The sequence below is a fragment of the Thioalkalivibrio sp. ALJ1 genome (genome assembly GCF_000745395.1).
Taxonomy (GTDB): Bacteria; Pseudomonadota; Gammaproteobacteria; order Ectothiorhodospirales; family Ectothiorhodospiraceae; genus Thioalkalivibrio.
This window is the reverse complement of record NZ_JQIW01000003.1, coordinates 194,951-207,018: the sequence shown is the minus strand read 5'-3', so window position 1 is coordinate 207,018 and position 12,068 is coordinate 194,951. Positions and strand designations below refer to the sequence as shown.

General features: G+C 61.7%; 13 protein-coding genes and 1 tRNA gene. 8 read left to right on the top strand and 6 right to left on the bottom strand.

Annotated features, from left to right (window positions below; genetic code table 11):
• Positions 1–6 precede the first annotated feature (6 nt).
• From F462_RS00910 to F462_RS00890, 5 genes are all read left to right on the top strand, one after another.
• Positions 7–978: a sensor domain-containing diguanylate cyclase gene (locus F462_RS00910; RefSeq protein ID WP_038050891.1), complete on the top strand. Its 972-nt coding sequence runs from the start codon at positions 7–9 to the stop codon at positions 976–978.
• A gap of 107 nt (positions 979–1,085) precedes the next feature.
• A complete protein-coding gene (locus tag F462_RS00905; RefSeq protein WP_038050887.1) occupies positions 1,086–2,390 on the top strand; it encodes a citrate synthase in 1,305 nt (434 codons plus the stop codon).
• Positions 2,391–2,513: 123 nt separating this feature from the next.
• Positions 2,514–2,717 (top strand): YgaP family membrane protein, encoded by a 204-nt coding sequence (locus tag F462_RS00900; RefSeq protein ID WP_038050884.1) that lies wholly within the window; start codon positions 2,514–2,516, stop codon positions 2,715–2,717.
• Positions 2,718–2,831: 114 nt separating this feature from the next.
• Positions 2,832–3,035 (top strand): YgaP family membrane protein, encoded by a 204-nt coding sequence (locus tag F462_RS00895; protein ID WP_038050882.1) that lies wholly within the window; start codon positions 2,832–2,834, stop codon positions 3,033–3,035.
• A gap of 155 nt (positions 3,036–3,190) precedes the next feature.
• Positions 3,191–3,961 (top strand): hypothetical protein, encoded by a 771-nt coding sequence (locus F462_RS00890; protein WP_038050881.1) that lies wholly within the window; start codon positions 3,191–3,193, stop codon positions 3,959–3,961.
• A 122-nt stretch (positions 3,962–4,083) separates the two neighbouring features.
• On the opposite strand, the gene F462_RS00885 is transcribed toward F462_RS00890, so the two are convergent.
• On the bottom strand, positions 4,084–4,437 hold the full coding sequence (locus tag F462_RS00885; RefSeq protein WP_018875064.1) for a metalloregulator ArsR/SmtB family transcription factor: 354 nt from the start codon (positions 4,435–4,437) through the stop codon (positions 4,084–4,086).
• A 294-nt stretch (positions 4,438–4,731) separates the two neighbouring features.
• On the opposite strand from F462_RS00885, the gene F462_RS00880 reads away from it, so the two are divergent.
• A complete protein-coding gene (locus F462_RS00880; protein WP_038050879.1) occupies positions 4,732–6,690 on the top strand; it encodes a DEAD/DEAH box helicase in 1,959 nt (652 codons plus the stop codon).
• 76 nt (positions 6,691–6,766) lie between these two features.
• Here F462_RS00880 and F462_RS00875 read toward each other — a convergent pair whose 3' ends face one another.
• The 3 genes from F462_RS00875 to F462_RS00865 all read right to left on the bottom strand — a co-directional run bounded on the left by F462_RS00875 (position 6,767) and on the right by F462_RS00865 (position 8,926).
• The gene (locus F462_RS00875) at positions 6,767–7,291 is read right to left on the bottom strand and encodes a DUF302 domain-containing protein (RefSeq protein WP_018875066.1); all 525 of its coding nucleotides are present in this window, start codon (positions 7,289–7,291) and stop codon (positions 6,767–6,769) included.
• A 152-nt stretch (positions 7,292–7,443) separates the two neighbouring features.
• Complete coding sequence (locus F462_RS00870; RefSeq protein ID WP_038050877.1) at positions 7,444–8,244, bottom strand: TIGR01458 family HAD-type hydrolase; 801 nt, start codon at positions 8,242–8,244, stop codon at positions 7,444–7,446.
• Positions 8,245–8,305: 61 nt separating this feature from the next.
• Positions 8,306–8,926 carry a methyltransferase domain-containing protein gene (locus tag F462_RS00865; RefSeq protein WP_026280174.1) on the bottom strand — a complete coding sequence of 207 codons (621 nt, stop codon included), beginning with the start codon at positions 8,924–8,926 and terminating at the stop codon, positions 8,306–8,308.
• 72 nt (positions 8,927–8,998) lie between these two features.
• Here F462_RS00865 and F462_RS00860 point away from each other — a divergent pair, with 72 nt between their 5' ends.
• Both F462_RS00860 and F462_RS00855 read left to right on the top strand, forming a co-directional pair.
• Positions 8,999–9,706, top strand: coding sequence for an MBL fold metallo-hydrolase (locus F462_RS00860; RefSeq protein WP_038050876.1), 708 nt, complete (start codon positions 8,999–9,001; stop codon positions 9,704–9,706).
• Positions 9,707–9,796: 90 nt separating this feature from the next.
• Positions 9,797–9,873 (top strand) — tRNA-Arg (locus F462_RS00855).
• Between the two features lie 324 nt (positions 9,874–10,197).
• On the opposite strand, the gene F462_RS00850 is transcribed toward F462_RS00855, so the two are convergent.
• Both F462_RS00850 and F462_RS00845 read right to left on the bottom strand, forming a co-directional pair.
• The gene (locus F462_RS00850) at positions 10,198–11,241 is read right to left on the bottom strand and encodes a sensor domain-containing diguanylate cyclase (protein WP_156100379.1); all 1,044 of its coding nucleotides are present in this window, start codon (positions 11,239–11,241) and stop codon (positions 10,198–10,200) included.
• Positions 11,207–12,010, bottom strand: coding sequence for an alpha/beta fold hydrolase (locus F462_RS00845; RefSeq protein ID WP_038050873.1), 804 nt, complete (start codon positions 12,008–12,010; stop codon positions 11,207–11,209). The genes F462_RS00850 and F462_RS00845 overlap by 35 nt, the downstream gene beginning before the upstream one ends.
• Positions 12,011–12,068: the final 58 nt, after the last annotated feature.

Sequence of the window (12,068 nt, the reverse complement as noted above, 5' to 3'; positions counted from 1 at the left end):
GATGCCATGCCACGAGCTCAGGACCCTATCGACGATGCCCCTTCGCCCTTTAACCGGGGCGTGGACCACACCCTCAAGATGCTGCACCGCATCGTGCCGATGGACGTGTGGATGCTCACCCGGGTCGAAGGTGACGAGCAGATCGTTGTGCGGGCAGACGATCACGGCTACGGCATCGGGTCCGGGACGGCCTTTGACTGGGGCAACTCCTTCTGCATCCGCATGCTGGCGGGCGATGCGCCGCATATCGCACCCGATGTGCAGCAAATCCCCGCTTATCGACAGGCCCTTGCCGCCCATGACGATCCGCCGGCCATTGGCAGCTATGTGGGGTTCCCGGTCAACGATCGCGACCACGGCATGTTCGGCGTGCTGTGCGCGATGCACCCAGAGCCCCTGCCGGACAACCTGGAGGCCCATGCGAGCGAAATCGAATCCGCCGTTGCGGTAGTCGAATCGCTCATTCAACTGCGTCATCAACTGGATGATCTGGAGCGCGAACGCGAAGCACTGCGCCTGGAGGCCTACACCGACAGCCTGACCGGGACCTACAACCGAAGAGGCTGGCAGCTCGCGCTACAGGCCGAGGAACAGCGCTGTCAGGACCACCACCTACCCGCCGGGATCATGGGATTCGATCTCGACGGCCTCAAGGCCGCCAACGACCAGTACGGCCATGAGGCCGGGGACCGCCTCATCGCTGCGGCCGGACAGGCCCTGAAGGGTGCCACTCGTGACGTCGATGTCGTGGCGCGCCTGGGCGGGGACGAATTCGCCGTCCTGCTCCCTGAAACTCCGGCCGATCATTTGCCCGAGATCGCGGAGCGCTTGCGCACCGCACTGCACGATGCGGGGGTCGCCGCGTCCCTCGGGTACGCATGCCGCACCATCAGCGGCACGCTAACTGAGGCCCAGAACAACGCCGACGCCGCCATGTACGCGGAAAAGCGCGCCCGCCACACATCCCGGAAGCTGTAACCCCAAAGCACCCGGCCCGCCCCGCCGGAGTCGCTGCCGAATCCCGGTCGATGGTTTACCATGGTTTACTTCCCATCCGGACGTCCCCTTTCCAACGAGGCCGTTTCATGAGCAAAACCGTCACCCTGACCGACAACATCACGGGCAAGAGCATCGAACTGCCGATCCAGGAGGGCTCCCACGGCCCGAATTGCCTGGACATACGCGCGCTGTACAAGGAACTGGGCTACTTCACCTACGATCCCGGCTTCATGTCCACGGCCAGCTGCCGTTCCGATGTGACCTTTATCGACGGTGACGAAGGAACGTTGCTTTATCGCGGCTATCCGATCGAACAACTAGCCGAAGGCAGCACCTACCTCGAGGTCTGCTACCTGCTGCTGAATGGGGACCTGCCTTCATCCGACGACCTGCACGACTTCTCGCGCATCATCAAGGAACACTCGATGCTGCACGAGGCGGTGCGCCGCTTCTTCGACGGCTTCCGCCACGACGCTCATCCCATGGCGATCATGGTCGGGGTGGTGGGCGCCCTGTCGGCCTTCTATCACGACAACGTCGATGTCCATAACCCGGAACACCGCCGCATTGCCGCGCACCGGCTGATCTCCAAGATGCCGACAATCGCTGCCTGGTCGTACAAGTACGCGCACGGCCAACCGTTCATGTATCCGGACAACAACCTGTCCTATACCGCTAATTTCCTTGCAATGATGTTCGGCGTACCCAGCGAGCCCTACCAGCCGAATCCGGTGTTCGTCCGCGCCCTGGACCTGATCCTGATCCTGCACGCCGACCACGAGCAGAACGCCTCGACCTCGACCGTGCGCCTGTCCGGCTCTTCCGAAGCCAACCCCTTCGCCGCGATATCCGCCGGGATCGCGTCGCTATGGGGCCCGCTGCACGGTGGCGCAAACGAGAAAGTCATCCGCATGCTCGAGGAGATCGTGCACTCGGACAAAAGCGTGGAGGATTTCGTCGCCCGCGCGAAAGACAAGAACGACTCGTTCCGCCTGATGGGCTTTGGCCACCGCGTATACAAGAACTACGACCCGCGCGCCCGAATCATCCGCAAGATGACCCATGAGCTGCTGGCCGAAATGGGCGATATGGGGGCGGACAACCAACCCTTGTTCGACGTGGCCATGGAGCTCGAGCGCATCGCGATGGAGGACGAGTACTTCATCGAACGCAAGCTCTATCCCAACGTGGACTTCTACTCCGGCATTATCCTGCGCGCGATGGGCATCCCACTGAACATGTTCACTGTGATCTTCGCACTGGCGCGTACCGTCGGCTGGATCTCGCACTGGAACGAGATGATGCAGGACCCGGAATCGCGTATCGGGCGGCCGCGTCAGCTCTACACCGGCTACCCGGCCCGCGAGTACACCTCCATCGAAGAACGCTAGTCCGACACGCCTCTCCGACGGTCCGGCGCGCACTGCGTCATACGGCACAGGGCCCGCTTGCCGTGGCCCCGTCCAAGTGCTATCTACATGGATATGTATCGGACAAAAAGGGAGGGATAACCCATGTCCACCGACCGCTTCTTCATGCTTTTCGCCGGCATTGTGGTCCTGGTCAGCGCCCTGCTGACCTGGGTCGCCAGCACCTGGTGGCTGTTGCTCGCTGTCTTTATAGGGGCGCACCTGATCCAGGCGTCTTTCACCGGATTCTGCCCCCTAGTGAAGATCCTCAAATCCCTCGGGCTCAAGCCGGGCGAGATATTTCCCTAAGCTCGGTCGGCGCATCGGCTTGCAGTCAACAAAACACGCCCCGGTGCCCCTTGTGTTCACGGGCGCTAGCCCTCATATTAGATATTACTAATACTTCACCAGGAGGCACCACCCATGAGTATTGATCGCGTCGTAATGGCCTTTGCCGGCACCGTCATCATCATCAGCGCCATCCTCGCGTGGATCTTCACCCCGATGTGGCTGATTCTGACCCTGTTCGTCGGCTTTAACCTGCTGCAGTCCGCTTTCACCGGCTTCTGCCCCCTGGCCATGATTCTGAAGGCCATGGGCGTCAAGCCCGGCGAAGCCTTCAACTAAGCGTCTTGACCCACCCGAAAGGCCCGGGGCTCCGTGCCCTGGGCCTCTCGGCGTTCAGGCACACTCCAGCCGGTTCCATATTCCCGCCACTCAGGCATCGCGACAACCGGATCGCATCCACTACAATGGGCCCTCACCCGTCCCGAGTGGCTCACGTGATCTCGCTCATTCCCCGCCTGTTCCAGCGTACCCCGGCCCTTGACCCGGAAAGCCGTGCCTGGATCCACGCCATCTTCGACTGGGCCGGAAATGAACCCCACTTCGGGCCCATGCTCCGCAAAGCGCATCTGGTATTACCCACCGCCGAGGACTTTCCTGGCCAGGCAGACACGCACCAGGCCATGGCGCAGCTCGTATTTGATCGCGTGCTGTACCATGGGGGTCTTTCGGACAGTCCATTCCGCCTGGTTCAACCAGGTAATCTGATGGACGATCCAATTCCCTGGACGGCCATGGGTGAGGCGCGCCCGAGCCAGAATCCGTTCACCCCGCCACCCGGCACCGTAGGCATTCCCTACGATCCTGCTCTGGTCCCCCATTCCCAGGCATTGATCGCCCATTTTGCGCGCGAGATCGCCTTGCGCCTTTTGGCTACCGCCGGAAATCCGCCCCCAGCCTTGGAAGGCAATGAGGCTCATATCGCGGAACTCGTCGCTGTGCAGATGGGCTTCGGGGTATTCCTGGCCAATACCGCTTCCCATGTACGCGTGAACCAGTGCGGTTCCTGCAAGGGCCCGTCCGCGGAGCGAGACGCCGCCCTCTCGCGCGACGACCTGGCCTACGCCCTTGGCCTGTTCGCCCGCCGACACGGCGTGCCACCTGCCCGTATCCGCGCACACCTCAACGCCCCCCTGCGCCCAGCCCTTCGCCATGAACTACGCGATATCGCAAGACGCCATCGTGAAGGCGCCACCGGTGCCGCCTGAGCGGTCCGTACAATCAAAGTCGTCGACTTGGCCGAGCGCGGGCCGAAACGAAAAACGGCCGGGACAACCAAAAAGGCATCCCGACCGTTCTGCATTCAGCGGCCGACTGTTCCTGCTGGCGTTCAAGCGGTCTCGCGGCAGTCCACTCGGCTAGGCGCCGTGGCGAGCCGTTTGCGATCGCCAGTGAACGGCTCGGCCGCCGCGACGGGTCGGGCGGCCGTTTGCAGGACCTCCGATGCCCACGCAGGCAAATCAGGCGAAAGCCGGTAGTAGATCCAGTTACTGGCGCGTCGAGTACGTACCAACTTGTGCTGACGCAACGCCGCAAGGTGGCGCGACACCTTTGGTTGAGACATCTCTAGGGCATGCGTGAGTTCGCACACGCATAACTCCCCTTCCGCCTGCATCAAAAATAAGGACCGCAACCGAGTTTGGTCGGCCAGCAGATTGAATAGATCCGTCGGGTTAAGCGGCATACTACATCCAGCAATTTTTCTTCGGCGAACTATATCCCGACTGTATGGCTAGGACAATGCCGCATCCCAAAGCCTTGCAACGCTCGCACCAACCGGAGATATTCCCCCTGTAGCAAGCCAATAGACGCCCAACTCGATCGTTACTAACGGTCGCAAATCTGGAGCCCGGTCCAGTCTGGTAAGAAATTCACCGTTCTCCCTCTTCCCATGCCCCCGATTCGTGTATGATGCCGGGTTGGCAGCTGCCATCCGATTTTCGCCGGGCCTTTGTTTCCGGCCTGTGTGAGTACTTCAATGTCTGATTCCCCCTCCTTCGCCCAGCTCGGGCTTTCCGAGTCGCTGGTTCGTGCCCTGTCGAATATGGGCTTCGCCACTCCTACCCCGGTTCAGGCCGCTTGCATCCCGGCGCTCTTGAACGGCCGTGACGTGTTGGGCGAGGCCCAGACCGGCACCGGCAAGACTGGCGCCTTCGGCCTCCCGCTAATCGACTTGATCGATGCGGGCAACCGCACGCCCCAGGCGCTGGTCCTCGCGCCCACTCGCGAACTGGCCAACCAGGTCGCGGGCGCATTGAGTGAATTCGCCAAGGGCTTCAGCGGCATCGACGTGCTGCCGGTTTACGGCGGCCAGCCGATGGGCGAGCAGCTGCGTGCCCTGCGCAAGGGCCCGCAGATCGTGGTCGGCACACCGGGTCGTGTCGTGGATCACATCAAGCGCGGCACCCTGAACCTTGAAACCCTGCGCGTGGTGGTCCTCGACGAAGCCGACGAGATGCTGCGCATGGGCTTTGTCGAAGAGATCGAGTGGATCCTGGAACAGACGCCGGAAGAGCGCCAAACCACCCTGTTTTCGGCCACCATGCCAGCCCCGATCCGTCGCATTGCCCATCGCCATATGCGCGACCCGGAAGAGATCAAAATTGGTGCCGGTAACGAGGCCGGGACCGACATCGACCAAAGCTACTGCCTGGTCGACCAGCGCCACAAAATGGAGGCCCTCGGCCGCCTGATGGAGACCGAGGCGGATCTGGACGCCGCAGTGGTCTTTTCACGCACGAAAGCCGCCACGGTCGAGATTGCCGATGCCTTGAGCTCCATGGGTATCGCGGCTTCCGCGCTCAACGGCGACATGGAACAAGGCGAACGCGAACGCGTCGTCAGCGATCTTCGCGACGGCCGCCTGGATGTCATCGTGGCCACCGATGTGGCGGCCCGCGGCATCGACGTCCCGCGCATTAGCCACGTATTCAACTTTGATGCCCCCGGCGATGCCGAGGTCTATGTGCACCGCATCGGCCGTACCGGCCGCGCCGGCCGAAAGGGTCGTGCCATCCTGTTCCTGGAGCCGCGCAAGCGCCGCATGCTGAAGGACATCGAACGCCTCACTGGCAAACCGGTGCGCGAACAGGCCGTGCCGGACCGCGCCGCCGTGCAAGCGCGTCGAGAAACCCGCTTTTCAGAACGCGTGCAGGCCTTGCTGGGAACCGAACAAGCGACCGCACATGAGGCGCTGGTCGATCGGCTGCTGGCCAATGGCGAAGTCTCCGAGCGGGACCTCGCCACCGCCCTGATCGCCCTTGCCACCGCGGGCAGCCCGCTGGATGCTAGCGCCCATCAGGGCTCTGATCCGGTGCTGGCAGCAGCCCGGTCTGCCCCCTCCGAGCGCGGCAATAGCCGCCGCGACAGCAAACCGCGGGGCGAACGCCCCTCGCGCGGCAAGGACCGCGAACCGGAAGCCGACATGGTCCGCTACTACATGCCCGTCGGCCGCAATAACGGAGTGGCTCCAGGGGCGATAGTCGGCGCACTCGCCAACGAGGGTGGCCTGAACGGTCGCGATATCGGCCGGATTGGCCTGCGCGACGATCATAGCCACGTTGATCTGCCCGCCTCGCTCGATGACGCCGCGATTCAGCGCTTGGGTAACATCCATGTGGCCAATCGCAAGCTGGGACTGACCCGTCAGGCGCCCCGCCCGGGTGAGGCTGCGAACCAGGACGATGCGCGTCCGGCTGCTCCGCGCAAGCCGAGCAAGCCGCGTACGGATCGATCTGAATCCATCAGTGCAAAGCCCAAGTCCTTCAGCAAGCCTGCCCCCGCCAAGCGCGGAACGGCCCCGGCAAACCGCAAGCGACCGGCCTACGCGGCCCCTGGCAAGCGCCCGGCTGACAAGAAGGGTCCAGCTGGCCCGAAATCGTCTGGCTCCCGAGCCGATGGAACGTTGATGATCAAGCGCAAGGTGGCCAACGGCTAACCCGCCGAAACACACCTCCGCTCCGACATACCGCCCGCGTCCCCGAAAGGAGCCGCCGGCGGTTTCCGTTCAGCCATCAAAAGTCCCCCGTACGACCCGCCTCGACAATGCTGTAGATCGTGTCCCGAACCTCGCGGGCGATCACCTCGAGGTCCTCGGGCAGATCGGTGGCATACAGCATCATGTCCATATTGGTGGTGACGATCCAGCCCTGGCCGTCGTCATCCTCCACCACGGCAATGCGGCAAGGCAGGAAGCTGGCGAAGATAATGTCGTGCTTCACCATCTGGTTGGCAATCAAAGCATCACAAAACGCCAGGATGCGCATGTAGTTGCCTTCGCCTCCCATCGCAGTCACCTGCTCCGATAGCGGCAGGTCCGCCACCTCCTGGAAATTCCGGAGATTCGCCCTTAGCTGCATCGACTCGATCGCCTCGTCGATGGTCACGCCGTCCTCTATTGGAAACTTCACAACGCTGTGGCGAACCATTTGCTGCAACGTCTCGCGGTCCAGCCCCTCGAACCCCTCCGGTTCCGAGGCGCTCGCGGTTATCGTTAACGGGAACAGCATCGCCACCAGTACCAAGACCCATGCCTTCATCGCGCACTCCTAATTGATTGACGTAGAGGGGAGCCATCGAATAGTCCCAGGGCACTCGATCGACACTCCCCTTCTGAGCCTAGATCATCCGCCGCCGGATCATCTTATTCGTTCACCAAATTCAAAGAGGCCTCGGGCCGGACCCGCTGCCCTCAAGGGGGCTTGCCCGAGTTGATCAAGGCTTCGACAATTTCATTCAGATCACTTGCCACACCCGCACCCGGCTCGAGGGCACGGTCCTCATCTCCCTGCTGATACTTCCCCGTCCGCACCAGGCAGGCGGCCAGCCCAGCAATGCGCGCTCCATCGATGTCACCAGCGACGTCATCCCCAACCATCAACACTTCACTTGGGTCCAGGTGCAGATCCTCGATGGCGGCGTGGAACAGGCGCGGGTCCGGCTTGCCGAAGTTCTCGGCCTCCACCTCGGCGGCGTATTCCAAGGCACGGACGAACGGCCCAATGTCCAACGACAAGCCGGCCGCTTCGCGGAAATAGCGGTTGGTCCCCATCACCCACAGGGACGCGCCTTCCATCAACAGGCGAAAGGCGCGGTTGAGGACTGCGTAATCAAAATCCTTCCCCATGTCGCCCAACACGACGACATCGGGGTCCGATGTGGTCATGTCGAAAAACTCGGGTTCGAGGTCGGGATGAACAAGCAAGAGGGGACGACGACCATCGGCTTCCAGACGGTTTCGAATCGCGCTGGGTGCGGTTGCAAGCTGATCCTCTGCGAAATCAAAGCCCATCTGCTGCAGTTTTCGGACGATGGCCGACCGCGGTTCGCGCGTCGTATTAGTAATCAACCGAATGGGGATGCCCGACTCCTGAAGGCGTCGCACCGCCGTAGTCGAGCCCGCCAATGCCTGATTACCCACATACAGCACACCGGAGAGATCCAGCAAAATGGCCCGGATACCGGGCAACCCCTTGGGCGTCACAATGGACATGGAGACCTCCTGTGGAACGGTCATCGGCCAGGGACGTTAACGGACCTTCCTCGCCATCGGTTCAACGCCGAATCAGCCGGCGCAGTATCTCGAACTTCCCATTGGTGTGATCAGTGCGCCCGAGCTCGTCGCGCCACTCCCAGCGCTCCTCCAGAAAAGTGGCCTGCATGTCGGATAACGCACAATGAAACGGTGGGCCACCGTCGCGCCCGGTCTGCATGAAACAGGCGAACAGCTCCCCGCCCGGCCGCAACCAGGCGTGCAGCTGGCGCTCGTACGCCGACCATTGCTCGGGGGGTAAGGCGCACAGCGACGTCTGCTCGTAAACGCCATCGACGGGCATCTCTGGCTGCCAGGTGAGCATATCGGCCTGCACCACCTCGGCGGCAAGGCCATCGGCCGCGAGGCGCTGGCGCAAATGCTCTACAGGGGTGGGCGCCACATCCAGGCCAATGACCTTACAACCCCGTGCTGCCAGGGCCGGCACCTCGTGCCCAAAGCCACACCCCGGCACGACGATCCGTGCACCCGGCGCGAGCGCCGTCACCTCCAGCCAGCGCTCCAGCGATGGGCTGGCGGCACCTCGATCCCAGCGCGTGGAGCCAGCCTGATAACGCGCCTCCCAGTCCGCCTCGGCTTCGGCGGTCATGGATTCAACGTGCAAAGGCTCAGAACTTGGCATCGTGATCCTTCTCGATACAGGATGGGTATTGGATAGACCATACCAAAGCGACAACGACTCACGGAGATCCCGATGGACCGCACCCCAGTGCCCTATCGCATCCACCGCCAGGAACTCGGCCCGATGGAAAACTTCGTCTATCTGATCGAAGACCGCGCCAGCCATCGCGGGGCCGTAGTCGATCCGGCATGGGAACCCGAAGCGATCATTCGCCAGGCCCGCGCAAACGAGGTCGAGATCTCCGACATCCTCCTCACCCATAGCCACCACGACCACATCAACGGGGTAGAGGCGATCCTCGAACAGTATCCGAACGCCCGCCTGCATCTGCTCAAGCCCGAGGCCGAATTCTGGGGCAAGTCACTCGAACGCCCGGAACTGCATCACGGAGGCGACGAGATGCGCCTGGGCGACACCGAGATCCGCTTCCTGCACACACCCGGCCATACCCCCGGCTCAGCCTGCTTCCACATGCCCGCGGGCGATGACCTGATTACCGGGGACACCCTGTTCGTGTTTGGCTGTGGCCGCTGTGACCTCGCCGGCGGCGACCCCGAGCAGATGTTCCATACCCTGAACGGCCTGCGCGAAGGCCTCCCGGCCCATACCTGCATCCACCCCGGCCACAACTACGCGGAGAAGGCCGAGTCCACGCTGGAAGAACAGGACGCCGGCAACCCGTTCCTGCACTTCCACGACAAGGACGACTTCGTGCATTACCGCATGCACGAGCACGATCGTGTGCGCAGCACCCCATACCACCCAATCCTGCGTGGCTGAACGCCGCCAATCCACCGCCAGGACGAAGAATTGGTCGGGACGGCTTGCATCCCTCGGAGCCAATCGCGATAATGCGCGCCTTCAGACGATGCGCCCGTAGCTCAGCTGGATAGAGTACCTGGCTACGAACCAGGTGGTCGGAGGTTCGAATCCTTCCGGGCGCGCCATATTCCTGAGAGAGGGCACCCACATTCGGGTGCCCTTTTTCGTTTCCAGTCCCCAAAGGAGTCGAACCTCCGTCAGACAATCCGGTTCGATCCCGAGCGCACCGAAGTACGTGTCGGCCACCGGGCCGACAACCGGAAGGGCAAGACGCGTAGCGTCGCCACTATCCTTCCGGGCACGCCATATTTCAGCGAAAGGGATCTACAGTCGCGCGTCCGTTTTTCGTTTTGGGGCAGGTCGCGTCCTGTGACACTCTCGTGCCACCTTGGTGGCAAACCCGCATCCCGCCGCTTGGCCTATTCGAACCTTATGAGTATCTGACTCCGTCACTCATTTAGAACGGCAACGCTGACACAGTCGCGCCCCTCCCGCTTCGAGCGATAGAGGGCCTTGTCCGCACTACCCACCAGGGTTGTTCCGTCATCCGCGTGTTCAGGATAGCTCGCAACGCCAACGCTGACAGTGATCTGGCCGACTTCCCACGGGCTGTGGGCAATACCTCGAACAATTTTATCGGCCACTTGTTCAGCGCCAAATCGATCAGTATCCGGAAGTAGCACCAATAGCTCGTCACCACCGTAGCGCACGGCGGTATCGGATTCGCGGATCAGGGATCTCAACAGTCCTGCGATGCGGACAAGACATTGGTCACCCACCTCGTGACCGTGACAATCATTGATCTGCTTAAAATGATCTACGTCGACCATCAGAACAGACAACGGTTTTGCATGGCGCCGAGCCAACGCGATGTGGTTCTCGAGATCCTGAAATAAAGCCCGTTTGTTTTTCAGACCTGTAAGCCCGTCGATCATCGCCATTCGCCCGAGCTCGTCCACCAACGCGAGCAATTCGGCCTGTTTCTCCTCCAGCTCCGCCTTGGTTGCCTCGAGCTTTTGGTTAAGCTTGGTAGTCTCGTTGCGCAGTGCATCGCTTTGTTGCCGGTGAGCAATCACCTGATCCTCAAATTCATACCGTCGTCGCATCGGCAATACGCTGAAGCAGTAGCTGGCACCGCCGTTCTGGCCAAAAAGCATTCGGCCATTCGCCAAAACGGGTACATCCTCTCCCTCGCCCCCGCGCAACGTCAGATAAATCTCCTCGACGTGCCCTTCAAGTCGCAACATCGGGATGATCTGGATATCAAGAAACGTCGATACAGAAAGAGGTACGACATCCGGAAGTCGGCGACCCATTATTTCCACTGGGGCAATACCGAGCAGACCCCCGAGGAACGGGTTGATACTCAGAACCTCCCCGGCCTCGCTGACCATCAAGAGACCACAGGGGATGGTTTCCGGATCGAACACACGATCGAGAGTGGGCCGGCCCGGTGGATCAGGGGGTTCGGAGGATGGTTCGTAACGTTTCACAAAATTCCTCCGGATGGCTCAATTGTGGGCAATGACCGGTGGCTTGAAGCTGCCAGAGGGTTCCCTGTGGCAAATGGTGCTCGAAGAAACGACCGACTGATGGAGGTGCGATTACATCGTGACTCGTCTGCATAACCGCCGTCGGTACGGTCACACGGCTTACATCGTCCCGATTATCTGCATAGAACGTTACCCGAGCGAAATCGCGTGCAACCTCCGGGTCGACGGCGCAGAACCGCCGCTCGAGCTCGTTGGCGAGCTCGGGGCGATCCGAGTTCTGCATCACTATTGGAGCTAGGCTTGAGGCCCAAGCCGTCGGATTTCGTTCCGTGAGATCGAGCAACGCCGACAGATCAGCGGCCTCAAACCCGCCATGATAGTCGGGTGCATCGTTCAGGTAGCGGGGAGATGGGCAGACAAGCACGAGCTGGCGAAACCGTTCCGGCTGCCGGATAGCCGCCAGCATTGCAATCACCCCGCTGACCGAATGGCCGACAAGCACGATATCGGATAGCGCCAACGCATCGCAGATATCGAGGACATCCGTTGCGTAGCCTTCGAGCGTCGAGTAGCGCTCCCTGTCGTAACAGGCACCGTCGGCGCAACCATGCCCGACGTAATCGAAAAGGATCGTACGGTATTGGGGCGAAAAGGCTGGAGTAACGTGCCGCCAGATGTGCTGGTCGCAGCCGAACCCGTGCGCAAAAAGCAGGGGCGACCCACCATCACCATTATCCGAAACGTTGTGGCGAGTCAGGATCGGCTGCATCGTCTGGCATCCAGGGGTTGCGTGGTGGGAGGCATTCGATTTTCCGACCGTCGAGGAC